Source organism: Undibacterium parvum, assembly GCF_003955735.1.
GTDB classification, from domain to species: Bacteria; Pseudomonadota; Gammaproteobacteria; order Burkholderiales; family Burkholderiaceae_D; genus Undibacterium; species Undibacterium parvum.
Genome location: NZ_CP034464.1, coordinates 4,042,945 through 4,068,218, shown reverse-complemented (window position 1 = coordinate 4,068,218; position 25,274 = coordinate 4,042,945). Strand labels below are relative to the sequence as shown.

20 protein-coding genes are annotated in these 25,274 nt (G+C 48.6%); 5 read left to right on the top strand and 15 right to left on the bottom strand.

Annotated features, from left to right (window positions below):
- Window positions 1-164 precede the first annotated feature (164 nt).
- The 5 genes from EJN92_RS17765 to hutU form a co-directional block, all read right to left on the bottom strand.
- Window positions 165-3,833, bottom strand: coding sequence for a DUF748 domain-containing protein (locus tag EJN92_RS17765; RefSeq protein ID WP_126129037.1), 3,669 nt, complete (start codon window positions 3,831-3,833; stop codon window positions 165-167).
- Window positions 3,834-3,938: 105 nt separating this feature from the next.
- The gene (hutI, locus tag EJN92_RS17760; RefSeq protein ID WP_126129036.1) at window positions 3,939-5,156 is read right to left on the bottom strand and encodes an imidazolonepropionase; all 1,218 of its coding nucleotides are present in this window, start codon (window positions 5,154-5,156) and stop codon (window positions 3,939-3,941) included.
- Entirely contained in the window at window positions 5,140-5,823 is a 684-nt protein-coding gene (locus tag EJN92_RS17755; RefSeq protein WP_157984388.1) for a HutD/Ves family protein, read from the bottom strand. The genes hutI and EJN92_RS17755 overlap by 17 nt, the downstream gene beginning before the upstream one ends.
- A gap of 11 nt (window positions 5,824-5,834) precedes the next feature.
- Window positions 5,835-7,376, bottom strand: coding sequence for a histidine ammonia-lyase (gene hutH / locus EJN92_RS17750; protein WP_126129034.1), 1,542 nt, complete (start codon window positions 7,374-7,376; stop codon window positions 5,835-5,837).
- Window positions 7,377-7,514: 138 nt separating this feature from the next.
- Entirely contained in the window at window positions 7,515-9,206 is a 1,692-nt protein-coding gene (gene hutU, locus EJN92_RS17745; RefSeq protein WP_126129033.1) for a urocanate hydratase, read from the bottom strand.
- Between the two features lie 272 nt (window positions 9,207-9,478).
- Here hutU and hutC point away from each other — a divergent pair, with 272 nt between their 5' ends.
- Window positions 9,479-10,189 (top strand): histidine utilization repressor, encoded by a 711-nt coding sequence (gene hutC / locus EJN92_RS17740; RefSeq protein ID WP_126129032.1) that lies wholly within the window; start codon window positions 9,479-9,481, stop codon window positions 10,187-10,189.
- Between the two features lie 116 nt (window positions 10,190-10,305).
- Window positions 10,306-12,555, top strand: a complete 2,250-nt coding sequence (locus tag EJN92_RS17735; RefSeq protein ID WP_126129031.1) for a patatin-like phospholipase family protein — start codon at window positions 10,306-10,308, stop codon at window positions 12,553-12,555.
- Here EJN92_RS17735 and EJN92_RS17730 read toward each other — a convergent pair.
- From EJN92_RS17730 to EJN92_RS17690, 9 genes are all read right to left on the bottom strand, one after another.
- Window positions 12,528-13,319, bottom strand: a complete 792-nt coding sequence (locus EJN92_RS17730; RefSeq protein ID WP_126129030.1) for a helix-turn-helix domain-containing protein — start codon at window positions 13,317-13,319, stop codon at window positions 12,528-12,530. The two genes, EJN92_RS17735 and EJN92_RS17730, sit on opposite strands and share 28 nt — an antisense overlap.
- A gap of 316 nt (window positions 13,320-13,635) precedes the next feature.
- Window positions 13,636-14,706: an ABC transporter substrate-binding protein gene (locus EJN92_RS17725; RefSeq protein WP_126129029.1), complete on the bottom strand. Its 1,071-nt coding sequence runs from the start codon at window positions 14,704-14,706 to the stop codon at window positions 13,636-13,638.
- A 195-nt stretch (window positions 14,707-14,901) separates the two neighbouring features.
- Complete coding sequence (locus EJN92_RS17720) at window positions 14,902-15,438, bottom strand: DUF2059 domain-containing protein (protein WP_126129028.1); 537 nt, start codon at window positions 15,436-15,438, stop codon at window positions 14,902-14,904.
- A 76-nt stretch (window positions 15,439-15,514) separates the two neighbouring features.
- Window positions 15,515-17,140, bottom strand: a complete 1,626-nt coding sequence (locus EJN92_RS17715; RefSeq protein ID WP_126129027.1) for an OmpP1/FadL family transporter — start codon at window positions 17,138-17,140, stop codon at window positions 15,515-15,517.
- Window positions 17,141-17,155: 15 nt separating this feature from the next.
- Entirely contained in the window at window positions 17,156-18,193 is a 1,038-nt protein-coding gene (locus EJN92_RS17710) for a transporter (RefSeq protein WP_126129026.1), read from the bottom strand.
- A gap of 63 nt (window positions 18,194-18,256) precedes the next feature.
- Window positions 18,257-19,018, bottom strand: a complete 762-nt coding sequence (locus EJN92_RS17705) for a C39 family peptidase (protein WP_126129025.1) — start codon at window positions 19,016-19,018, stop codon at window positions 18,257-18,259.
- 384 nt (window positions 19,019-19,402) lie between these two features.
- On the bottom strand, window positions 19,403-20,224 hold the full coding sequence (locus EJN92_RS17700; RefSeq protein ID WP_126129024.1) for a DUF6160 family protein: 822 nt from the start codon (window positions 20,222-20,224) through the stop codon (window positions 19,403-19,405).
- An 11-nt stretch (window positions 20,225-20,235) separates the two neighbouring features.
- Entirely contained in the window at window positions 20,236-21,027 is a 792-nt protein-coding gene (locus EJN92_RS17695) for a hypothetical protein (protein ID WP_227869596.1), read from the bottom strand.
- A 149-nt stretch (window positions 21,028-21,176) separates the two neighbouring features.
- Complete coding sequence (locus tag EJN92_RS17690; RefSeq protein ID WP_126129023.1) at window positions 21,177-21,692, bottom strand: DUF6160 family protein; 516 nt, start codon at window positions 21,690-21,692, stop codon at window positions 21,177-21,179.
- A gap of 1,217 nt (window positions 21,693-22,909) precedes the next feature.
- Between EJN92_RS17690 and EJN92_RS17685 the strand changes: the two genes are divergently transcribed.
- On the top strand, window positions 22,910-23,425 hold the full coding sequence (locus tag EJN92_RS17685; protein WP_126129022.1) for a DUF6160 family protein: 516 nt from the start codon (window positions 22,910-22,912) through the stop codon (window positions 23,423-23,425).
- 3 nt (window positions 23,426-23,428) lie between these two features.
- Here the strand turns inward: EJN92_RS17685 and EJN92_RS21475 are convergent, their stop codons facing one another.
- Window positions 23,429-23,566, bottom strand: coding sequence for a hypothetical protein (locus EJN92_RS21475; protein ID WP_157984387.1), 138 nt, complete (start codon window positions 23,564-23,566; stop codon window positions 23,429-23,431).
- On the opposite strand from EJN92_RS21475, the gene EJN92_RS17680 reads away from it, so the two are divergent.
- Together EJN92_RS17680 and EJN92_RS17675 are read left to right on the top strand one after the other, a co-directional pair.
- Entirely contained in the window at window positions 23,565-24,317 is a 753-nt protein-coding gene (locus tag EJN92_RS17680; RefSeq protein ID WP_126129021.1) for a hypothetical protein, read from the top strand. The two genes, EJN92_RS21475 and EJN92_RS17680, sit on opposite strands and share 2 nt — an antisense overlap.
- A 287-nt stretch (window positions 24,318-24,604) precedes the next feature.
- Window positions 24,605-25,237, top strand: coding sequence for a DUF2242 domain-containing protein (locus EJN92_RS17675; RefSeq protein ID WP_126129020.1), 633 nt, complete (start codon window positions 24,605-24,607; stop codon window positions 25,235-25,237).
- Window positions 25,238-25,274: the final 37 nt, after the last annotated feature.

Sequence of the window (25,274 nt, the reverse complement as noted above, 5' to 3'; positions counted from 1 at the left end):
AAAAAAAACTTCAGGGAAATATTACCCTACTGAATGTCCAGAAACAAAAGCAAGAATGCCAATTAGTTAAAGAAACTATAGCAATAAATATGCAGACTTGCATCAAAATTAATGCTTTAAATTACTCTTATAGGAATAGCATAAGATTGTTCTGTCCATATTTTTTACTTCAGCGAAAAGTCTACCCGACTCACTGCCGCTTTATCCGTGATGCCTTCGCTATTGAGGCGCGGAGCGATCAAAAACAAGCGCTCTTTACTCACGCCGGCTCTCTGCTCTAGATACTCAAATACCAGATCGGCACGTTTTTGCGCCAGCGCTCTGAGGGCATCGGCAGCGATCGGGGTATTTGCTAAGACGGCGGCGATCGCTTCCTCTGGCGGCAGGGTCTTAGCTATTCCTATCATATTTCTTGGCTTAGAGAATTTTTCTGCGCTATACACGTCCTCAATGTATTTTTTACGATCAGCTTCATCGACTTGAACTTGCTTGGTATCAATAGAAGAATCATTTTTTTGTAATTCACGCCCTTTAATAGCGAGTATCTTATTGTCCAAACTCTGCATTTTCAATCCAGCCTTATCGGTTTCCGGGTCCACCCGACCTGCAATATCCAGACGCAGTTTGCTTCTTTCTTTGAGTGCCTTGGCCAAACCATCCAGCTTTGTGATTGCTGTCGTACTCAGTGCCGCGCTACCTGGTGCAAATTCAACATAGGCCAGTTCATCACCGCCACCAAAAGCCGCCCCTAACAAGGCAAAGGGCGAAGTAATTGCTTTGGTAAGAATATTTCCCAATACCTTAAAAATAATTCCGCCTATAGAAAACTGCGGGTCAGACAAAGATCCGGAAACTGGCAAATTAATCGCGATGACACCATCGTTATCGCGCAACAAAGCCAATGCTAAATTGACAGGTAATTTAGTCGCATCCGGACTATCACTCTTTTCACCAAACGTGAGTTGATCGAGGCGCACTTCATTCTCGGCCTGGAGTTGATTATTTTCAATTCTATACGCGACCTTTACAGACAAACTTCCCTTGGAAATCGAGTAACCGGCATATTTAGCGGCATATTGACTCAAACGTGTCAGTTGTATGCCATTTGCACTGGCTTTAATATCCAGAAAAATCGGCGAACTCAAAGGATTGAGCGTGCCGGAAATAAGGAGAGCGGCATCATTATCAATTTTCCCAGATAAGGCAACAGTGGCAGGCTCGGCATTATCCGATGAAATACTTCCTACACTGCCAGCGAGTCCCGTTAAATTGGCGGTGTAATTAGGTTTGATAAAATTATCTGTAAAATTAACATTCCCGCCGCGCAACACTGTTTGTGCGATCGTTATTTTTACCGGATTAGTCGCCACTTTGGGCGGCTGCGGTTTTTCAAGCGCGACGACAGGCTTACTCGCTGCTGAACTGCTTGCACCAGCAACATCCACGTTCGGAGTGGCGACTTCCTTAGTATCATGAACCACAATATTACGTAAATTCAGTTTTCCTTTGGACGATAAAACGAGTTTGGTAAAAAAATCATTGAGTCCTAATTTACGCACGCTGACAAATTGTTTACTGCCACCTATGCTTGCATTAATTCCTTCAAGATTAACGCTCTTCCATTCGAGAAAATCGTCGGTTTCACCGTTCTCAAAAATTTGAAAATCATTGAGACTCACGCCCCCCTCAAATTTACTCACTAAGCTCTGTCCAGGCTCGTTAAGCAAGCTAATCTTAGCCTTACTCGTGAGAGTCCCACGCGATAACTGTACATTTAAGAGATTAGAAACATAGGGAAATACCGAAGATAAGGGAAGCGCTTGGGCATCTAAGTTCAATGCTATTTGTTTCAATTTTGGACTTAGCGTGCCACTGACGCTCAGCTTCGCTTTACGATTGATGTTGGAAGCGAATTTCAGATTAATGCTCTGGCCTAAATCACTACTCACATTATCGGCATTAAATGTCAGCCCATCGAGTTTAAGATTGACATTCGGGCTTACCGTTTGATCAAGAAAGGCCAGACTACTGGCATCGAGAGAAAATTTCTCCATCTCAATTTTCCAGTCTGGCGACTTGGCATTGGTCTCACCCGTCTTGGCGACAGCGGCACTGGCTTTGACTGGCACTAGCCATTTTTGCAGGTTTATTTTTCCATTCGCATCGCGTCGAATATCTGCATCCAAGCCATCTATGCGCAAACCGCCAAGTTTAATCGCGCGCGTCTCTGTGCTCAGTGCGAGTTTATCGAGTTGCACAGTTTTGATTGCGATCTGGCCTTCGTTTTTTGTTTGGGGGATTAGTTTTAGATCAGCCAGGCTAAGGCCCAGTTCGGATACGCTTACCTGCCCTTGCTGCATATCAATTTGCGATTTTAAGGATACGCGACCGCTCAGATTTGCCGCTAGAAAACGATTCAGATAGGCTTGATAGCTCTCTAAACGTAGTTCATCCAAACTTGCACTACCGTGTAACACCGCAGTCATAGGGTGAAACTCTCCGTCAAACTGAAGTTTTTGATCAAGCCCTAAGTTTGCGCTCAAAGAGAGTGGCGCCAATTTCGCATCGGCCACGCTAGAGAGCTGCTTGACGCTGAGTTTAATACCAGAAATTTCCATGCTCTGCGCTGGCGTCGCATTCAGCGCGTCGCTGAAATGAAGCATGCCCTTATCGAGCAAAAATTCGTTCAGCACCAGCACAGGTTTGTGAGCATCCTTAGACGGGCTAACATCAGCTTTTGCGGCGACGCCTGAGCTGGCTGGCTGTTTGTTTGCCACCACTGGTGTATTTTTTTGCGCCAATTGATTCCAGTTCAAACCACCTTTTTCATCCAAAGCAGCCCAGACTTCAGGCGTATCAATGAGGAGTTTATCGAGGGTCAGCGTACTAGTCGACAAGTTGGCGCTCTTGATCTGGGTCTTGACGCTCGCTAGCTTCAACAAAGGCGCATTTTGTGTATCTTGCAGCGCGACTTTATCGAGCTCTAGCACGCCCGCCAGTAAAATTTCTGATTGAAGATTCTTACGAGAGAAAATCAGATCCAGTTTGGTCGTCAATTGCGCACTCTGAATTTTCACAGGCAAGGCAACTGGTGAGTAAGCCAAAAAATTTGCCAGTTCCAAATGATCAAGGTCGATTGCCAGCGAAGTCTCTAGGCTGGTGTCAAAAGGTTTGCTACGTCCAGTGAGCGCAAAAGCCGTGCCGTTAATCTTTGCCGACAGCATAGGCTGAACGAAGGTCTGAATAGATTTAGGAAAATTCGACATGAAAGGCAGGCCGAGATTAAGTGCGGTCACTGCGATCTTCTGGTCCAGCACTTTGTCATCAAACTGCAAGGACGAATTTTTGACTTGCACATTGGCCAGCGAGAAGCGAAATGGGCTTTCGCTTTTAGGCATGGCGGCAATCTTGTCCAAAATATCGGAAAAATTATAGCGTCCATGGTCATCGGCCGAAGTTCTGATTAGATGTAGCGCGAGCTGATCCAGCAGAATTTCGTCCATCACCAAAGCACGATGGTAAATCGACGCGCCAGATAGGCTAAACACCGCTGTTTTCAGCGTTACTGCAGGGGTCTTATTATCCGGTTCAAACAGGCTGATGCCGTTGGCAGTGAGCGTCAAGCTCAGTGGTGAAAAACTGAGGTCGCTAATTTCTAGTTTGCGGCCAATTTGCTGCTGCACTTGCTGTGTCGCTACTTGCTTGACGTAGGATGGTAAAGCTAGCCAACTCACGAACATCAGCAACACGATGACAGCAAAAACCCCGAGAAGAATAGTTTTTATTCTTCCTTGCCAGATTCTCTTAAAAAACTGCTTAGCAAGTAAAGTCACGGGATTTCCTTCTTGTGGCTAAAACGACAGTTTAACCAAGCGCAGGCCAGCTTGCCATTAGTTTCTATGCATTAATTCAATATTTTGCCTTAAGACACAAAAATTTTAGATCTTTGGCCGCAAACGCCCGGCAAAGACACTTGCGACGCAGGGATTTGCGCCTATCGCATAGGCCAGATCAGCGGGGCGCTGTATCGCCCACAATGCGAAATCGGCACATTTGCCAATTTCCAAAGTCCCAACTTGATCCTGCAAACCCAAAGCCTGTGCCGCATGCCGCGTCACCCCTTGCAGCGCCTCTAAAGGCGTCAAGCGAAACAAGGTGCAAGCCATATTCATTGCCAGCAATAAAGAAGTCATAGGCGAGGTACCGGGATTACTATCGGTCGCCACCGCCATAGGCACCCCGGCCTCACGTAAAGCGGCGATCGGTGGCAACTTGGTCTCGCGTAAAAAATAGTAAGCGCCCGGTAGCAAGACCGCCACCGTAGCGCTCGCTTGCATGGCATGCACGCCATCTTGCGACAGATATTCCAGATGATCTGCCGACCAACCCTGGTAACGCGCCGTCAACGCTGCCCCGCCTTGGTCGGATAATTGCTCAGCATGCAGTTTGACTGGCAAGCCATGCCTGTGCGCCGCCTGAAACACACGCTCGGTTTGTGCCGCCGAGAAGCCAATTTTTTCGCAAAAGGCGTCGACCGCATCGACTAAACCTTCCGCCACCAGGGCTGGCAGCATATGTTCGATGAGATTCGTCAGATAGTCATCGGCACGCCCTGCGTACTCGGGCGGCAGGGCATGCGCACCTAGAAAAGTAGTACTTACCCGCAAGGGAAAATCACGTGCGATCTGGCGCGCCACCCTTAACATCTTGGCTTCATTTTCCAGATCTAAGCCGTAACCAGATTTAATCTCTAAGGTAGTGACGCCTTCGCGCAGCAGATACTGTAAGCGCGTCACACTGGCTTGCATTAACTCCGCCTGGCTCGCTGCTCGGGTCGCACGCACGGTCGATAAGATGCCGCCACCCTGGCGCGCGATCTCTTCATAGCTCACACCATTGAGGCGGGCTTCAAACTCATCGCTGCGATTGCCGGCATACACGATGTGGCTATGGCAATCAATTAAACCCGGCGTCATCCAAGCGCCATCGCCATCGTGTTGCTGATCCGCCTGGTAATTGAGCGGTAAGGCATCGCGTGCGCCTAGCCAGGCAATCTTGCCATCTTTAACGGCAATCGCGGCATCGCGTATTTCGCCGTAGCCCTCTTGCATGGTGGCCAGGTGTAAATTGGTCCACAGACTATCCCAATGTTGCATGTGCGCCCTCAGCTTGATTTAAAAAACTAATCCGCATCAAATACAAGACTGCCCCCTCTTGCGCGCTGATAGACAGGCGTATCCCGGCATGCTCATGCTGCTCATCGATCAAAATCAAGTCGCCAGGCAAAACAGCCGCTTGCTCAGTTTCAGTTTCAGTTTCAGTTTCAGTTTCAGTTTCAGTTTCAGCCGCCCCCTCAGCAAGCACGGTAGCAGCACCAGCGGCGCAGTACAGCAATAACTGCTGTGCATCAGGTGCCATCACATAATGTTCGCCCTCGCCCAGCCTTTGCATGAAATGCTGGCAGACATCGCGACGCGTCATCAGATTGAGATCAAGTACCGCGCCGCCCAGCAAGTCGGCAAAGATTGGCAGCTCGCCGGCGAACTGGTAAGGCAGGCTGGTTTGCGTCAAGCTCACGCTGTCTGCTGTGCGTTGTTCGCTATCACTTTGCAGCGACAAACCTTGGCCGGACAAAATTGCCAGGCTACGGTCTATCTGCGCAAAATGCGAAAATGCGCCAGCCTGATTTACCTCGGCCCGACTCAAGCGCCAGACGAAATCGTCCAAGCTTGCCCCGGGCGGAAAAACCGCCAGCTCTGTCGTGCTGCCAGCGCCATTTTTCCAAGGCATGCTGTGATAGTCTTGATTGCTCCACTTGCGCATAGGCTGAACTCTTATTTCAAATACAGATGTTGATATAGTGATTGACATTGTGCACTCAAACTACCCTGCAATACCATTTCTTTAGCGGCGGCGATATCCGGTGCCAAGAAGCGATCCTTGTCATAAAAAGCGACTTGTGTGCGCAAAGCCTGATGCACGCTTGTCAGTTTGGACGAAGTCTGCAAGGGTTGATGGAAATCGATACCCTGACCAGCTGCCAGCAATTCTATGCCAACGATGGTGGCGGTATTGTGCGCCATCTCGTGCAAGCGGCGTCCGGCAAAAGTAGCCATACTGACGTGATCTTCTTGATTCGCCGAAGTTGGGATCGTATCGACACTGGCTGGGTGCGCATGCGATTTATTTTCCGACGCCAGCGCGGCAGCAGTCACATGGGCGATCATAAAACCAGAATTCAAGCCCGATGAAGGCACTAAAAATGGCGGCAGGCCAGAGATAGAAGCGTCGATCAGCAAGGCAATACGGCGCTCGGAAATAGAACCGATTTCGGCAATCGCCAGCGCCAGCGTATCAGCGGCAAACGCCACTGGCTCGGCATGAAAATTACCGCCGGACAGCACTTCACCGGTATCGACAAACACCAGCGGATTATCGGTCACGGCATTGGCCTCGATCAACAAAGTGCGTGCTGCGTTATTGATGATATCCAGACAGGCCCCCATCACTTGCGGCTGGCAGCGCAGGCAATACGGATCTTGTACGCGCTCATCGTTGATCAGATGCGATTTGCGGATTTCACTACCCTGCAATAAATCGCGATAAATGCTGGCGGTAGCGATCTGCCCAGGCTGACCGCGCACGTCATGGATGCGCGCATCAAACGGCGCATCGCTACCCTTGGCGGCATCCACCGACATGGCACCGGTGATGGTCGCCGCTTCCAGCAAGCGCTCGGCCAAAAACAAGCCATTTAAGGCCAGTGCGGTTGATACCTGGGTACCATTGATCAATGCCAGACCTTCTTTGGCTGCCAGCACTACCGGCGCAATACCGGCTGCCTTTAAAGCCGCTTTGGCGTCGACCAGCTTGCCATTGACACGCACTTCGCCCTCGCCCATCAGCGCCAGCGTCATGTGCGACAAAGGTGCCAGATCGCCGGAAGCGCCGACTGAACCTTTGACCGGTATCGCTGGCATGATGCCCGCATTGTAAAGTGCGATCATGCTGTCGATCACCGAGGCGCGGATACCGGAAAAACCACGCGCCAGACTGGCGATCTTCATGAGTAAAATCAGGCGTACGATTTCATCCGAGATCAATTCACCGGAGCCAACCGAGTGTGACAAAATCAGATTGCGCTGTAATAGTTCTAATTGCTCATCCGGAATGCGGGTCTTGGCCAACTTACCGAAGCCTGTATTGATGCCGTAAGCGGCATCGCCCTTGGCCACGATTTTATCGATCGTGGCAGAGGCCTCATTGATGGCGGCATACGCGCTGGCAGCCAACTTCAGGGGACGTGCGGCGCGCCAGATAGAGCGTAAATCGGACAAACTAAATTGGCCGGGCTGGATTTCGAATAATGCTGTCATGGTGATTTCCTGTCATATTTAAAACCGATTGCGCAACATCCATGCGGGTTTCCGGGCATTTTGCCTCTGGAAGGCGCATGGATACTGCGCATTAGGTATTGAAATTTTGCGTAATATACTTAATTGAAGCTAAGCGGCTCACTTGATCATAGGTAGATTTAAGCCATTCTTCTTGGCGCACGCCACCGCAGTTTCATAGCCTGCATCGGCATGCCGCATTACGCCAGATCCACTGTCATTGACCAGCACGCGTGCCAAACGTCTGGCCGCCGCCTCCGTTCCATCGGCGACGATTACCATGCCGGAATGCTGCGAATAACCCATGCCGACACCACCGCCGTGATGCAAAGAGACCCAACTAGCACCGCCTGCAGTATTTAACAAAGCATTGAGCAAAGGCCAATCCGACACCGCATCGGTGCCGTCCAGCATACCTTCGGTCTCGCGATTCGGGCTGGCCACCGAGCCGGTATCAAGATGATCGCGACCGATCACGATAGGCGCTTTGAGTTCGCCATTCTTAACCATTTCATTGAACGCCAGACCTGCCAGATGACGCTCGCCCAAACCTAGCCAGCAAATCCGCGCTGGCAAGCCCTGGAAGGCGATGCGTTCTTTCGCCATATCCAGCCAATTATGCACAGCCGTATGATGCGGGAATAATTCTTTAATTTTGGCATCCGTTTTATAGATGTCTTCGGGGTCGCCCGACAAGGCCACCCAACGAAACGGCCCTTTGCCATCACAAAACAAAGGACGGATATAGGCCGGCACAAAACCAGGGAAGTCAAAAGCATTTTTGACGCCAGTATCAAACGCGACTTGGCGGATGTTATTGCCATAGTCAACCGTGGCGATTCCCATCGCATGAAAATCAAGCATAGCTTGCACATGCACGGCGCAGGACTGAGCCGCATCGGCAGTTAATTTGGCATGCTGACTGACGTCATGCTGGGCAGTCTTCCATTGCTCCACGCTCCAACCTAGCGGCAGATAGCCATTGATCAGATCATGTGCCGAAGTCTGGTCGGTCACCAAATCCGGCACGATGCCGCCAGCTTTGGCGCGCCTGACCAGTTCCGGCAAGATCTCAGCGGCATTCCCCAGCAAGGCAATAGAGACCGCCTCTTTACGCTCGCAGTGATATTTAATCAGCGCCAAGGCATCATCTATGTCTTTGGCTTGTTTGTCGACGTAACGGGTACGCAGGCGGAAATCGATACTGCTTTGCTGACATTCTATATTCAGCGATACCGCACCAGCCAGCGTGGCTGCCAGCGGCTGCGCACCGCCCATACCGCCCAGACCGGCCGTCAAGATCCAGCGCCCGCCCCACTCGCCGCCGAAATGCTGCTTGCCGGCCTCGACAAAGGTTTCGTAAGTACCCTGGACTATTCCCTGGCTACCAATGTAAATCCAGCTACCGGCCGTCATCTGGCCATACATGAACAGGCCCTTGCGGTCTAGTTCATTGAAATGTTCCCAGTTGGCCCATTTCGGCACCAGATTCGAATTGGCGATCAGCACGCGTGGCGCATCTTCATGAGTCTTAAACACACCTACCGGTTTGCCAGATTGAATCAACAGGGTTTCATCTTCGCCCAAGGCTTTCAAAGAGGCAAGAATCTGGTCGTAGCACTCCCAATTGCGGGCGGCGCGGCCTATGCCACCGTACACCACTAAATGCTTAGGATTTTCTGCTACTTCAGGATCGAGATTATTCTGGATCATGCGGTAAGCGGCTTCCGCCACCCAGGTCTTACAGACTTTTTCGGCACCGCGTGGCGCCCGGATTTCGCGACTTGCGTCCCAACGTGGATCGTTTTTCATGATGCATTACCCCTAAAATTGACGGAATCATTGAAATCGAGCTGACCAAAGACGCTCCGGGCTCGAATTAAAACTAGTGTAAGTTGTATATACAACTTTTGCAAGAGGATTTTTTTGTGCGACAATGCAATAAATTCATTCATAGGACTTACGCAAAATTGTTCCAGCTAGGCATGCCGCCGAAGACAGTACGCTAGTACTCCTTGTACGATTGGGCGGATACAACGACGCTGGGGCGGTTTTGCGTAAGTCCTAACTTCAGCAGGAATCACGTGCCACCTAAAACCTCTGCCAGTCCCGCCTTCCAGATCATCAAGGACTATTTACTCAAAGAAATTCAATCCGGCACCTGGAAGGAAGGCGATGCCATCCCTTCGGAAGCCATGCTTGCCGAACAGTTTAGCGTCTCGCGCATGACAGTCAACCGCGCCGTAAGAGAACTTACTACCGAGCAAATTTTGACGCGCATCCAAGGCTCAGGCACCTATGTAGCACAACAAAAATACCAAGCCACTCTGGTAGAAATTAAAAGCATAGCTGAAGAAATACGCTCACGTGGTCACGCCCACCGCAGCGAGTTGCATACGCTAGTGGCCGCCAAGGCGACGCCGCAATTGGCACTGGAGTTTCAGGTAAAGCCAGGTCATCCGCTGTTTCACTCGCTGATCGTGCATTTTGAAAATAATACGCCGATACAGTTGGAGGATAGATGGGTGAATGCTGCATTGGCGCCGCTGTATTTGCAGCAAAATTTCGCCTTGATTACGCCTAACGAATATTTGGTTGCAGTCGCTCCGCTAGAGGGTGTTGATTACCGCATAGAAGCGGTATTAGCGCCCAAGTTGATCGCCGAGATGCTACACATCGCAGCTAAAGAAGCTTGCCTGGTGCTGCATAGAAAAACCCGATCACAGGCACAAATTGCCACCATAGTCACCATGTGGCACCCCGGCAATTGCTATCAATTTACCGGTAGTTTTTAATCTGCGTCAAAAGTCTATGCAGCCATAGGCGGGAATATTAGCTAGGCATATTGAACTTTTTGACAAAAAAACACACTACTCAATTCTAAATTAATTATCTTTAAAGCTTAGTCTCCATGTCGCCCTTTCATGCATTAACCCTCATTTTTGCTTTCAGCACCACGCTGTTGCCACTTGCTAGCTCAGCCCAGCAACTCGACAGCGAGTTGGGAGTCACACCAGAACAAAAAAAACGTCCCAAAATTGCCTTGGTTCTTTCTGGTGGCGGTGCGCGAGGCTTCGCCCACATCGGCGTGCTAAAAGTACTCAAAGACTTGCGTATTCCCGTCGACATGGTAGTCGGCACCAGTATGGGTGCCGTGGTGGGCGGCGCCTATGCAGCCGGTCGTAGCGTAGAAGAACTGGAAGAAATCGTCAAAAACACCTCGTGGGAAAGCGTACTCGCCGATAGACCGGCGCGTGATCAACTCGATTTCCGGCGGCGTGAAGAGGATGTCATATTACCGTCAAGAATAGAATTTTCCATTACCAAATCAGGGGTTTCCTTGCCCCCTGCGGCAGCAGGTAACGCAGCACTGGAACAAGCGCTGACACGCTTACTACCTAGCGGCACCCGTGATGATGCGATCGATCAATTGCCGATACCATTTCGTTCGGTGGTCTCCGATTTAGTCAGCGGCGAGTTGATGGAGCTCAGCACCACGCCGCTATTTCAGACTTTACGCGCCTCCTTAGCTGTACCTGGCGTATTTGCACCGGTACACATCAATCAAAGACTGGTGGTGGATGGTGGACTGGTACGCAATCTGCCTATCGATATGGCGCACAAGATGGGGGCGGACATCGTCATTGCAGTCAATGTCGGCACCCCGCTGGCGCAGGAACGTGAACTTGGCAGCGCCATCAGCGTAGCGCAACAAATGCTGCAAATTTTGACTGAACAAAACGTACAACGTTCATTGAAAGAATTAAGACCGCAAGATATTTTGATCGCACCCGACTTGAACGGCATCAGTTTTCTGGATTTCAGCCAGTCACATAAATCGATACAAGCCGGCGACAATGCTGCAAAGCTATTAAGAGAAAAACTGAGCCAATTTGCCGTTACTGAAGAAGAATATGCGGTCTTGGAAAGAAATCGCTTCGCTGCGTTCACCGCTCCCGACGTGCCACTGCCGCTCGCCACGATTGAAGTCAAAGGCACGCGCTATATCAACCCAGCCGCCCTGATAGTACAAACCGGCTTGACGCCAGGCGAGGCTGTCAGCGAAGAGCAGGTCAGACAGGCCGCGGCTAAATTATATGGACGCGGTGACCTTGATCACGTAGAAACGCAAGTCCACGACAGCATTGATCAACGTAGCGTCAGTATCACCGCCAGCGAAGCGAGTTGGAGTAGAAACCGTCTGCGGGTAGGAATAGAATTGACCAGTGACTTCAGCGACAAAAACAGTTTTTCGCTGGGCGCTATGCATATTGCCTCCTCACTCAATCCTTGGGGTGGAGAATTACGTACAGTGGCGAGAATCGGCTCAATTCGCGCCTTAGGCTCGCAATTATTTCAGCCCTTAGGCGCAGGCTCGCAATGGTATCTAGCACCGTCGGTGCAGTACGGCGCATCTTCCTTTGATTTGTATGAAGAGGGAAAGAAAAACTACAGGGTGGGCTATCAACAAACCAGTGCCACCCTGGTGCTAGGCAAGCAACTAGGCAACTGGGGCGACCTGCAGTTCGGACTGACTCGCCAACTTAGCCAGGCACACGTAGAACTGCCCGAGGACTCAGAGCAGGCACCGAGTAAAGTTTTTGGAACCGCACCATTTTTCCAATTTCGGCTAGACACACTGGACTCCTTAGCCTTCCCTACCCGCGGGCAATTGTTAACCGCGCTATGGCAACGTCCGCAAATTAACGACGATGAAAACGATGGAAAAAAATCACTGGCGCAATCCTCCATCATCGCCATGTCAGCCTTTCAGACCGGTGAATGGGCTGGCCACCTGTATGGAGAATGGGCCAAGTCACAAAGAGGCGCGAGCGCGCCGGCCTCATTGGGTGGTTTTCTGAGGCTATCAGGCACACCGACCGATTCACTGTCAAATAATACGGTGGCTTTAGGACGACTAGTCTTAGCCCATCGCATAGGCAGAATGCCGACCACCCTGGGTGGTGCGATACGGGCCGGTTTTTCTCTGGAGCTAGGGGGCGGTTTTGGCGCCGATGATGTCGTGAAGTTCAGCAATTTAAAGCAAAGTGCCAGCGCCTTTATTTCCCTAGACACGCGCTTTGGCCCACTGTATTTCGGTAGTGGCACCACGCGCGGTGCTGGCTCTACGCTTTATCTCTTTTTAGGTCCGATCTGGTGAAGCACACTGCTCTTTGCGCCTGCCATCGTCACAGGTCGGCGCAAGGCAGTAAAGGCAGCGTATTCCCAAGAGCGGAAACCCAGTAACAAAGTAAATCCATCGCGCTCGCTGGCCGGCAAGCGTCTATCCTCTTGCTGCAGACGGGCCAGTTCAGCCGCCAATTGTCGAATTTTCTGCAACAGTTCTTGCGCACTATTGAGCGATAAGCGCGCCGGCACACACATCAAGGTTTCGCCTACACCATCGAAGCGTCCATTAAAATAATCGGCGACCACAAACTCGCGGAAATAGGTTTGTACCGGGCCATCGGCGCGCCAATGGAAGGCCGTTGAGACCCGCAGCCGATATCGATTTAAAGGCTTTAACTCGATGAACTCCAGCTTATCGAGCGCCACCAGGCCAAGTATGCACTCGGCATCACTTAGCTCATAGGTCTCTACCATTTGTTCCATGGTCCAGTGACCAAGACAGCAAATCGCTAACAGCAGCAATTTAGGATTGGCCATCAAAGACTGCTCTTGCGCCAGGCTCAAGGTATCCGCATGCGGAGTCACATCAGCGGCCTGCCGCAGCACATCCTCCATCGCTACACCGGCCGCCTTACAAATTTGAGCCAGACGCGACAAGGACATATCCTTTTGCCCGAACATGCGCTTGACACTGGACTCACTCATTTGTATGCGTTCGGCCAGGGCTTTATAGGTAACTCCGGCGCGTCTTAATTCTGTACGCAGCACTTGCAACACCAATTCAGGTGAACTCATTTCTGTCCCTTAAAATTGACACGTAGCTCCTCGTCTGAGTGTAGCTGCGCGCTTTCATCATGATTTTAGAGGGGGAGTGTAAACCAAATAGCGAGAGATGACGAAAAAATACTGATGCGCGTCTAGTCCGTGTCGGACTAACTATTTTCGAGCTAAGTCTGGATTTAGTGAATGTTCGCGCGAAACCGTCCCAGCGCCTGTGCATCCGCTTTGTCGTACTCAAGCTAAGTCTTAGTCTTAATCTAAGTCTTAATCTTAATCTTAATCTTAATCTTAGGCAGTAAACCTAGCCTGAGCATTTTTTGCGCATGCCTTCTTAGTTATTCAGCAGCCACAGTCCATCTTGACGCAAGGATTTTTTTTCAAGCACAGTATCGGGCAACGAGACATGCAGTGCAGCCACCCTTTCTGGGTCTATCAAGACGATAGGTTTTTGTTGCTTCAGGATAGATAAGACATCTGGTTTTTTATGCGCCTTGAGAATTTTGATTGCTTGCACGCCCGATAGATTTCCGACCACACCGAAATCGGCGCCTATATACAAGACAGCGCCTGGAACACGCACCATGGCGAAGCTGACGATAGGCAGATTATATTCTGCACCGAAATCGCTTAAATCCAGGGTAGGCTCATATTTTCGCAGACCATAATACGTATCTAAAGGCACCGCATACATTTGCGCGCCCTTTCCATGGTCGAGTAACTCTTTGACAGAAGGGATAATACTGTCCGCTTTATCGACTAGCTTAGACGATACTTGTATTCCTAGGTTTTGCGCATTGGCTCTGGCGTTTTCTACATGGGCCACACCGTTCACGTCATCGCTATGCACCATGCCGATTTTTTTCACGTCAGGAAATAGTTGATGCACCACCCGCATCGACTCTGCCATATCCATATACAAGGTAGCGCCAGTCACTCCGACTCCAGCATCCTGCAAAGAAGGACAACCGGCGTCCATAGGGTTCGCCACCGCAGTAAAAACCACCGGAATATGAGCATCACTTAGGATAGAACGCGTATATTTTGTGGCGGTCGAGCCTATGGTCAACACCAAATCTGGTTTTGCCATAGTAATGCGTTCGGCTTCTTGCCGAAGCCTGAGCAAGACCCCAAATTTATCCCAAAAACCACCGTTTTCTATATTGAAATCTAACTTCACGCGGTTAATCTGCAAATTCTCCCCAACTACCAGACCATTATCTTTGAGCGTCGTTAAGAAGCCATCCAAGGACTGTTGATACGGTTCGATATCGGTCACTTGCAAGATCTCGATCTTATAAGTCTGTACGACGTCCATACTGGCAGACGGCAACAACTCCATCGCTTGAGCTGGCAAACAAGCGGTCAATCCAAGATACGCCAACGCTGTCACAATTTTCTTCATTTCATTTTCCCTAGAATAAAAAATTTTCACATTTCGTCAATATCATCGACCTTAGCCGAGCTACTACACTCCCTGCAAAAACCTAGACTAGCGATATGCTTGCTGTCATTCGACTCACAGGAACAAAACTTAGGCGTGACAAAGCCGGCGCGTACTTCAAGTCGCGCTCGGATTGTCCTAACAAAAAATACAGGGTTAAGGGGCGATAGCGGCGCGCATGCTCAGACCTATGCGCTGCTTTAGATTTTGAATTTTTGGATCAATCGCAGGCCCAGTGTCAGTCGCAATTTTCTTTCCTAATGCACTTTGCATTTCAGGTATCAGCGATTCAAATTTTTTCTTCACTGGTGATTCCAACAAGGCCACGATTTGTTTTAATTCTTCTTCGCTAAATTTTTCTGCCATGATAGGTACGACTGTAGAGGGGATCAATTTTTGGGCGCTAGTGCGCACTAAGGGCGTGGTTTCCGCATAAAATTCTTTAGCAAACTCAGCAATCTCCTTCATAGTTGCCTCTTGTTTCTCTGCCGAAGTACGCCCTTGCAATAAGGAACGCGACTGTCGCAGAGACTCGTTCACAGGATCTTGCAACATGGTGATGCCGATATTTTCCACATGCCAGGACAGCAAAATACGATTAATAAGCTGCTCTTTTGCCGGCGAAATTGTGGCTTGTGCATTTGCGCTGGCCGCCAGGCTCATGACAAACATGGCTATGACTGATCTAAACATGAGAACGACTCCATAAATAAAAATTAAAATCTTTGTCTTCAGCGGAAACACAAAGAGCGATACAGACGACTACTTACTAAAATGGATGGGTATAGCTCATCCCAAAATAACGCACAATCAGATCCCCTTTCACATCCATGCCTGCATAAGGGTTATAGATCAGATTAAAAAAGTCATCACAATTGAGATTGCAATTGGTTCTGGCAGGCACGTTATAAGTTCCCTTCAGATAGCTAGCGGCGACGTTCATCACAGCGCCACTATCGAATTTATATTGAAACCCGACGCTCTTTAGTTTGGTGTCCGGCATAGGTGAAAACAAAGAAAGTTTATTGGCAGGAATCGAGCTTTTGCGCGGTTCATATCCTAGACGCAGCGCCAGCTTATCGGTCGCCTGTATCTGCATGCCGAAGCCATAACTGATCACATTTTGCATACCCATGTTTAAGGTCAACTCGCGCGGATTGGCAACGCCAAACAAACGACCCATTTGCAGTAAAGCGATGTCCTTGTCGAATTTCAAGGTCACAGTTTTCCACTTAGACCAATCGGCATAACCGATGTCCATATTAAGCTGCACAAAATCGAGCGGTTTAACTTTAATTCCCATCTGCACACGCGCTGGATGGTTGATCGAGGAAATCACATTGCCGGCCTGAATCTCGGGAATTTCCTGCGGAAATCCAACGATGGCCCCGACGATAGGACCTAACAAACTTGAGTTCATGCCTTTGACAAACTGCCGCAACATGGGATCTGTATGAAACTCGTACTCACCTTTGTAAGTCGTGCTACTCCCACCTTGATACACGATTCCCATACCAAACCACTTCTTCGGCTCCCACAACACACCAAGATTAATGGTGGGTTCAAATGGTGCCGTCATATCGACCTTAAAGCTCGCTGCTTTTTTAAATGGATCGAGCATGCCTTCTTTACCACCCGCACATAGTCCGAAAAAGAAACTATCGATGACATTCGAATTACCTTCAGGGCAAACACCTTTCTGTAATTGCCCGGTAATCCCCAAAAGCTTATTGGGGAAACGCATATCAGTGTCAATTGCGAAGTTGGCATAGGCTATAGGTACCGACACCCCCACTCTCAAAGTATCCGAAACCTTGTATCCCACCGAGGGCGACAAATACACCAGGCGCTGAATATCCATCAGCTTGCCCTGATAACGACCGGGATCATCTTTATCCTGAGTACGGTCTATGGTAAATGCCATAGACAGATAAGTGAGCGTACCAAAAGTAAACGGAGAACCCGCTTCGTTCCAGGTGTAGCCCATACCAGGCACCACCACCGCAGGCAAACGCCAGTGCGGCACACCGACCACAGGAATATACATAGCCTGACGCACCGGTCCGGTGTGCGTGCCATTTAAAGGATCGTCTTTAAAACCACCAATATCGAAATCGGGAGCCGATTTGAAAGATGCCTTAGTACGTATTGATGCGATAAACACGCTATCGGTTTTGGTATTGCCTTCCATACGCGCCAATCCGGCCGGATTCATATGAATAGACTCGACACCTGGAGGGTCGGCAGTAACCGCATTCCCCAAGGACATCGCGGTAGGACTGGCAACCAAGTTATCCGTTAAATCGGCGCGCGCCAAGGGCAACACACCGAGGCCCAACAAATAAGTGGCGACCAAGCGTTGCCTTAGCAAGCCCGATACTCGTAAAGTAGTCATGACATTCGCGCCTTTTTAGAACGACAAAGGCAAGGTCATATCCAAAGTAAAATTAGGCGAATTGGCAGTCAAGCCTATGCCTACCGAGGTATTGAGCGTGGTTTTTGGCGATAGACGATAACCCAATCCCAAACTCAAGACACCAGAAGTCTGCGGTGTAGTGCGCACCTGAACGGTATTAATACCATCCGTGAAGCGCAGCTTAGAACCGGCCGCAATAGACTCTTGAAATGACACTGAAGTAGTGATCGCATACGAAAGCGCATAAGCGAAACCGGCACCAAAACCAAAAGTGAGACCAGGTCTGACTTCGGTGAGAATTTTGGACCCCATTACCTGGCTCAATTTTTTTGCTGGCAAACTGTAGGTCAGATTTAAGGAGCCAAAAATCGCCACCGGATCAACAATTTTATTCACGTTGACACCGCCGCTAAAAGCCGTCACACCAGAGCCAGTCGCAATACCACTCCCCGCCACGACTTTAAATGGGCTAGTGCCAGTAGGCAGGCGCAGACCAGCATTTGCGGTGATCGAGGCGGAGTCGCGTTTCGCTTCAAACGGCTGAAAACGCGCACCAAAACTCATATCACCAAATGAGTTCGAGGTGCCATCCAGCACTTGCGATTGCGTGTATTTACTCACGATAGGCAAAGTAAAGTTACCCGTCAAATTATTTAACAAACCGTAATCGAGAGAAAATGTATTCGTCAAAGTATGCGAATTAACATTCTCAATATTAAACAAGGTGACACTACCTGAAGCCAAATCTGTATTGATTTTATCTTGACCTATGTAAGCGTAATTGAGATCGTAAATCAGTTGAAACGCGCCCTTTTTAATCAAGGTGTAATCCTTGTCAACCGAGGTCAATGTTTGCTTCAGTAGACTCGCCTGATCGCCATCACCTTCTTTTTTTGCCAGAGCTTCGCGTGCCGCCGCATCCCCGGCTTTGGCAACGTCGGTAGTAGGACTCTTGACTGCGGATGTCTCTTGAGACTGAACTGGCATGGCAACCGCAACAGCAAGCAAACCCAACATAGTATGAAACTTCATGAAAACTCCTGGTGACCGAATAAATAAATTTGTTTGCTTAAGGATAGAATTTGTGTGCTTGCATCAACGATGAATAATTGAGATGCCGCCGTAGCCGTTAATCACCCGCTCCATCGGCAGCACTGTGCTCATCATTTGTAGTTGGCCCTTATCCTTGACTCTATCCATGTCAGTGACACCGAGCTCCATGTCGGACAGGGCGAGCTGCCCCAAGATAGGGCGATTTTTAGGGGGGTAAACGATGAAGAGAGTATTGCGATCCCAAAGAGTGGCGAACTCTTTGAGCGAGAAGACGATATTACCGGCGGAGGGATCTGCGATATACACGATGCCATCGCGCACTCCACGCAAGACCACAAAATGTTTGGCACCGGCGTAATCGATAGGAACAATAGCCGGATGTTCCAGGCTCAATAAGTCTTTTACTTCACCACGAAAGCCTGCGCTCTCGATATTTAAGCCTGCCACATAACGCTTCATATCCAATAAAGAAAACCCTCTGCGCGCAATGATTTTTTCTTTCTCGCCGCGCTCCAGCATGCCCTCCATCGCCTCCTGCTCAGTCACACTTAAACCCAGATGAAAATTGAGGATAGTGACCAGGGCCGCAGAGCCGCAACTGTAGTCAAAAGCCTGACGCGCAATATGTTTATACTTAAGCTCAGAGAACGGCTCCATCACAACCGATTGCGTAATCGGGCCACCACCGACGCCAGTCTGCTGCAGTTCAAATTGATTTTTAGGGCGATCTAAAGGTTCATGCTTGGACCAAATCGCAGATCCGCCGACTAAGACGGCGACCAAACTAGCCAACAGCATCAGCATAGCGTCACACCAACCACTAGCGCGTTCGCTACCGAAAAATTCAACGAGAACAAGCTGTGCGCGTGCTCCTTGGATATTTGTATCCTAACGATGCTCTTCATACTGTCTCTTTAATCTTATATTTGTTCAACATCACCAACTGAACTCATTCAATGGCATCAATTATTGCATTTGCGTAGCGCCTGATTTCTCCGGTCAAGTCGCAGCAAAAAAATATCCTCGGCTACTTCATTTACTAAAATGACACTCAACACTAACGTGCCAATCAAACAATTCGCAAGCTAGATTTTAGAGGTGAGCCTCAGAGATGCACACTTTTAAAATCTGCTAGCATTCACGGATTAAACTAGAATAAATCTGGACAAATTTCCGCTGATTTCACGCTCATTTAAACTTCACATTCAGGTATTGGATCTGCATAGACCCTATGCTGCTAGCGCCGAGATCGACCTTACCCGTGGGCGTCGTGAAGCTAATATTATCGACATGCAGGCTACCGGCCGATGCATCTTTCTGCACATCTGGCCAGGCGATTCCAAATTGAAAATTGGAATTTCCATTGGCATCATTAATGACCCTAAACGAACCTGGTTGATTGACCACGTCGGCAATTACCCATGGTGTAGCTGTGCCGTCAGCATTCGCAACTTTCAAACCATTCACATTCATCTGGCCATTCGCAATGCCACGACCATTGGGTTGAAAAAATATATTTTCCGTTGACATTTTTAAACCCAGGCCAAATGTCAGACCGCCAGAACCTGAAGTCGTCCATTGCATATGACTGCCCACATAGGACATGTTTTGATGAGCGACACTGGTACCTAAACTACGCCCGTTGGCGGCAATTTCCAGGTCATAGGCATATTGCAAGGGATAGTTGCTCGTGATATCTGGCAAAGATAAATTGATGATATCCGGCATGCCAGGAACATTTTGAAAAATATTTAACTGAACTCCTAGGGTCCCAGTCAAGGCCAATTTCTTGTAGATGATAGAGGCGGCATTATTATCTGTGTCATAGGTGCCAACATGAACGGAACCTATATTGGCGTTCAAACCAAGTAAAAACGAAACGCCATCACGCCCCTGCACACCAGACAAGGCCTCATCGTTCAATGCCTGCAGATCCGCAGCCAAAGCCGCGCTACTCAGTGCCAGCAATGGGCACAACAAGCGGAGCCTGAGGGCGCGCAAGAAGTTCATGGATACAGGCTTCAGCGACCGAGCGCCAGATTCGGTGGCAGCGCACCGACAATTGCAGTAAGACGATCACGGAAATTCATCCAGGCGCCGCTTTGTGCCAAAGCTGGCTGAGCCATGCCAGCTGCGCCTTGAAACTGCACCGGCGCACTTAACATAGAAATCCAAAAATCCCGACTAGGCCCTGCTGCATTGCCAGCAGTGACGCCACCAAGTTGCGACATTGCCAGACAACCAGAACCACCGGTCGGGCAACTACCATCCCAGCGTTTACCACTCCCCGCATTTGAATCAAGTATGCCTGCAGCACCACCATCAACCAACATAGAACCGCTCAGCGAAGCCAGGCGCATGCCGATGTCGCCAGAAATACCATCGAAGCCGACTCTTAATCCAAGCATCTTATTATTTCCAGCACCAGCGGTATTGTCGTAGACAAATTCTAAATAAGGATTAGAAATTTGCACCAATCTTTGCGCGGCAGTGCCATCGCTACGACCAAACTGTAGTGCAGGCATATTGATATCAGCACCCAGGCCATTATTCGGCGCATAGTTGTACTGACCCAAAACTATATTCTTAAAATTTACGTTTAAAGTCAGGTCGGCATTGAGCGTAATGCGCGAAAAATCTAGACCGTTATAACTACTGTTACTTAAAATCGTCAGACCCTGACCACTCACATCAGCCAATTCTTGCTCAGACAATTCTAATGACTCGGCTCTGGCCGCCGCGCAAAGCGTCAGTGCAGCACTGAGACAAGCCAGGATCAAAGTTCTGATTTTTGGTAAACGTTTGATTTTCACGGAGCCAACCCATCGAGCAAAATGGAACATCACAAAGTCAAAAACACTAGGAGTAAAAAAAATCCCCTAGAAAAAGAGACGGATTTCGATTCACATCGATCCTCGTCTCTTGTCTTTAGCTAACTCTAAAAAGAGCTTAACTAGCTAGCTTAGTGAGCCCAGATATAAACGGTAGTGCCTTGCAATTTGATGTCATTCATAGCGAATGAACCATAAGATGCTGTGCTGTTACCCATTTTGATAGCCGCAACAGACATGTTCAACTCATGACCAGGCGCCACTGTGATTTGTGGAATAGCGATTTTGACGACATCGCCAACTGGCATGAAAGCAGCTAAGCCAGTACCACCAGTAACGCCCAAGACAGATGCAGGGCCGCTTGCAGCGCTGGCGTCAGCTTTAAAAGAAGCATTGTCGATGATGTCGATAGTGGCAGCGAATGAACCTGTGATCGCGATGTTATTAAAGCTTACCGAACCACCTGCAGCATCAGTATCTTTGTAGACAAAAGAACCGACATTGATGTTCAGGTTAGCAGCGATAGATACACCGTCTTGACCGCTGACTTGGCTCAGATCGGAATCTTCGATAGCCGTCATGGCAGATGCTGCCATTGCGAAAGAAGACAAAGCTGCTGCGAGTGCGAGTTTTTTGATCAGTTTCATGGTAAATCTCCAGTTATTTTTAAATTGTTTTAATAAATTTTTTTAAGTATCTCTAAATTTTTATCTCAACGAACACACTGCTCAATGCGACTTTTGGAAACATTTTGCGATGTCTGACCATGTGCTCCACAGTCATTGATGCTCGGTTACGCAACGGGTTTTGAATTAACTCAACAGCGCTGCATCACCTAATAAAGACTAATGGAATTGTTTTTGCGATCACAGATTTTATTTAGAGTCTTTACTCAAAAACATCTTAATCACGATAAATCAGTCCCCACATCAGAAAAAAACAGAGTTGCCGCTAAGCGCTCAATTTCATCGATTTTCATCTATGAAATTCTCAAGTAAAAATGAAGATTATTAAACCGCGATGACACCAAAAAAGAGGCTAAGCAAAAAAACAACATGCAGAAAAAGAGCGTGTGCGAAAGTTTCCGGACGGAATATTTACGAGAAAAATCACTGCTCAGTGAGTTAAAAATAAAAGTGAAAATCTGTTTTAAAAGCAGGCGCAGAGCACTAGCGCGAAAACGGAAAATTTTTTGTGTTTTCCTATGAATCTACATGCCGCAGTGTTCAATGGACTTTACTTTTTTCATAGCAGCTTCAACGCTGACAAAAAATTGATCTCTTCGTGAATGCAACCTAGCTTGGCACTCGCAAAAGCTGCGCATTTCTAGTCACGATCCATCAAGATCACGAACCCATACTGCACATGAATGTGCATCTCAATAGCATTTTCGCGACGAATACATTTCTGCAGGCGGGGTTCGCCTGGTGCAAAATTTGACGCATTTTTTTTAGACTTTTTCTGTTGTTGTTTTTTTCTCGCAAAACGAACGCTGCGTGCTTTTTTCTATTTTTTACACATTCTAAAAACAGCAAAATTTCAGTGTCGTCATAGGAAAAAAACAGCGGGCTATTGGAGTCAATATTTTCTGAATTTGTTATGAAAATAAAACGCTAGCATTGCCAAGTGGAAATTCTGAATAAATATTCTAAATAAGCTCTGTGAGCGTAAAAGCAATTCACTTAATCTTAATTACGTGAGGCAGCGACATGGCGTGAAAACAAAATTCCCTGCAGCACCTAGCAACACTGACGCTAATAGCCAGCGCCTTGTGTAGCGAGATGTCTTTCGAAGCGACATAGAACATCATGTTTGCTTGAGTAAAAAAACCTAGAAAACTAAATTAAATAACTGGAGATTTACTATGAAACTGATCAAAAAACTCGCACTCGCAGCAGCTTTGTCTTCTTTCGCAATGGCCGCATCTGCCATGACGACAATAGAAGATTCCGATCTGAGCCAAGTCAGCGGTCAAGACGGTGTATCTATCGCCGCTAACCTGAACATCAATGTCGGCTCTTTTGTCTACACAGATACTGATACTGCCGGTGGTTCGGTAAGCTTCAACAACATCGCGATCACAGGTTCATTTGCGGCCACTATCGACATCATCGACAATGCATCTTTTAAAGCTGACGCTAGCGCCGCAAGCGGCCCTAACTCAGTATTGGGCGTTACTGGTGGTGCTGGTTTAGCTGCTTTCATGCCAGTTGGCGATGTCGTCAAAATCGCTATTCCACAAATCACAGTGGCGCCTGGTCATGAGTTGAACATGTCTGTTGCGGCTATCAAAATGGGTAACAGCACAGCATCTTATGGTTCATTCGCTATGAATGACATCAAATTGCAAGGCACTACAGTGTATATCTGGGCTCACTAATCTTTAGTTTCGACTAAAGCGTAGCCAGAAGGTGGCGGACATCGAGCTAGCTTGATGTCCGCCATTTTCTGTTGCTAGCAGCCAGCGCTGGCTGCTAGCAACAGAATAAAAATCACGCAGATCATGACGGGTGGATAGCATGGAATGGCTTAAACAAAATCAAAAAAAATCACTGCTTGGTCAATTATTGGTCAGTAAAAAACTGATCTCTGAACAGCAACTGACCGAGGCGATCAAGTTACAAAAAGAAACCGGGCAACGCTTAGGTGATATTTTCGCCGAGTGGAATCTGATTACCCAGCGCCAGATCCAGGGCATCTTGCGCAAGCAGCGCACCCTGCGCTTAACCGCCACCATCGCCAGCTCTTTACTTGCACCGATTCAGGCCTATGCCGCCGTGGTGCCTGCGCCGGTGACGCAATTAACGCAAACCTCTAACAGCCAGGGTCAAAATAATTGGCGCACGCTGACCGAACAAGAGCTCTCAGAAATATCCGGACAAGGTATTCTCGATGACACGCTTAATGACGCCCTCAATTTGAATCTGCAAAACAATAATAACAATCTGCACAACAGGCAAAACCAACAAGTCGATCTGCAACAGCGTAAAGACCCAGGTCTACAAGTCTTGGGCAGTGTCGCCAAATTAATGAATCCCTTGTTGATGATGCTGGACGCCAAAACCACGATCAAGGATGTGGTCTACGACTCAGCCAATGCGGCGGCGGTGATCAATAAGGACGGCTCTATCACGCTTAATCTGCCAAGTTCTATCGGTGAAATGAAGTTTGAAAACATACGCATCAAAGGCAGTACCGGGCCCAGCTTTGGCAGTATAGACATCAAGGGTATCGATCTACGCGGCACCACACTGACCATCAAAGCACATTAATTTTTTCGCTTATAGATATGTAGACACAGAGACGCAGAGAAAATAATCAACATTATCTGCGTCTATTCCTAGCCTAGCATTACCCCCCTTAGCTTACTTCTGCCGCATTCCTGCAGCCAAACAAAGCCCTGAACCTGGCAAACAACGAGCGCCAGTCCAGGCGTTATCCTGATAATTAAATTGAACTATTCCCCTGCCCTCCCGCCTAACAGGCAAATGCCGTAAAATTCGGGCTTGGATAGAAACAAGTTAAACCAGTTGATTTAGATTTTTGCAGGAAATTTTGTATGTTTTCACTTTTAGCACATGGCAGCCGTGGCATGGCGATGGCCGCCATCAGCGTTGCCCTACTCTCAGGCTGCGCGGGGAATAAGCAAGTCACCCAACAACAAGAAGAATTTGGCGCCAGCAATGTCTTCTCTAACACCTTTGCCGGATCAGAAACCGAGGCCTGCGAAGCGGCCAGGCGTGCGCTCTTGAGCCAGGGCTATGTAATTTACGATGGCAAGTCTTCCTACATCAAAGGACGCAGAAAATTTCAACGCGACAGCGATGTCCATGTAGAAATCGAATTTACTGTGGTCTGCGCTAAAGATGGCAAAGGCAGTAATAGCAGCAGCGTGTTTGCCAATGCGGTGCTGGATCGCTACACCCTCAAGAAAAGTAGTAATGCCAGTTTAGGTGTCGGTGGTTTTGGCTCGGTCTCTTTGCCTTTCGGCGCTAGCGATGATGCCTTGGTCAAGGTATCGAGCGAAACAGTCGCTACTGGCAAGTTTTACCAGAGGTTTTTTGAGCTACTAGAGCGTTACATGGATGACTCTTCGGTCGATAGCGATGAAAGCGAAGCGATGAAAAAAGACTTAGCTACCAGCGCCAGCCCAACTGAGAAAAAGTCCGAGCCTAAAGGGAAGACAAATTAAGCTGAGCGCCAACAGCCAGCCAAAATAGCAAACCCAA

Excerpts from the sequence above, each read along its gene's own strand:
- EJN92_RS17710 (WP_126129026.1), bottom strand. The coding sequence starts at position 18,193 with ATGAAGTTTCATACTATGTTGGGTTTGCTTGCTGTTGCGGTTGCCATG.
- EJN92_RS17700 (WP_126129024.1), bottom strand. The coding sequence starts at position 20,224 with ATGAACTTCTTGCGCGCCCTCAGGCTCCGCTTGTTGTGCCCATTGCTG.
- EJN92_RS17735 (WP_126129031.1), top strand. The coding sequence starts at position 10,306 with ATGTCGCCCTTTCATGCATTAACCCTCATTTTTGCTTTCAGCACCACG.
- EJN92_RS17720 (WP_126129028.1), bottom strand. The coding sequence starts at position 15,438 with ATGTTTAGATCAGTCATAGCCATGTTTGTCATGAGCCTGGCGGCCAGC.
- hutU (WP_126129033.1), bottom strand. The coding sequence starts at position 9,206 with ATGAAAAACGATCCACGTTGGGACGCAAGTCGCGAAATCCGGGCGCCA.
- EJN92_RS21475 (WP_157984387.1), bottom strand. The coding sequence starts at position 23,566 with ATGCTATCCACCCGTCATGATCTGCGTGATTTTTATTCTGTTGCTAGC.
- EJN92_RS17690 (WP_126129023.1), bottom strand. The coding sequence starts at position 21,692 with ATGAAACTGATCAAAAAACTCGCACTCGCAGCAGCTTTGTCTTCTTTC.
- hutI (WP_126129036.1), bottom strand. The coding sequence starts at position 5,156 with ATGCAACATTGGGATAGTCTGTGGACCAATTTACACCTGGCCACCATG.
- EJN92_RS17755 (WP_157984388.1), bottom strand. The coding sequence starts at position 5,823 with ATGCGCAAGTGGAGCAATCAAGACTATCACAGCATGCCTTGGAAAAAT.
- EJN92_RS17715 (WP_126129027.1), bottom strand. The coding sequence starts at position 17,140 with ATGACTACTTTACGAGTATCGGGCTTGCTAAGGCAACGCTTGGTCGCC.
- hutH (WP_126129034.1), bottom strand. The coding sequence starts at position 7,376 with ATGACAGCATTATTCGAAATCCAGCCCGGCCAATTTAGTTTGTCCGAT.
- EJN92_RS17680 (WP_126129021.1), top strand. The coding sequence starts at position 23,565 with ATGGAATGGCTTAAACAAAATCAAAAAAAATCACTGCTTGGTCAATTA.
- EJN92_RS17685 (WP_126129022.1), top strand. The coding sequence starts at position 22,910 with ATGAAACTGATCAAAAAACTCGCACTCGCAGCAGCTTTGTCTTCTTTC.
- EJN92_RS17675 (WP_126129020.1), top strand. The coding sequence starts at position 24,605 with ATGTTTTCACTTTTAGCACATGGCAGCCGTGGCATGGCGATGGCCGCC.
- EJN92_RS17705 (WP_126129025.1), bottom strand. The coding sequence starts at position 19,018 with ATGCTGATGCTGTTGGCTAGTTTGGTCGCCGTCTTAGTCGGCGGATCT.
- EJN92_RS17725 (WP_126129029.1), bottom strand. The coding sequence starts at position 14,706 with ATGAAGAAAATTGTGACAGCGTTGGCGTATCTTGGATTGACCGCTTGT.
- EJN92_RS17730 (WP_126129030.1), bottom strand. The coding sequence starts at position 13,319 with ATGAGTTCACCTGAATTGGTGTTGCAAGTGCTGCGTACAGAATTAAGA.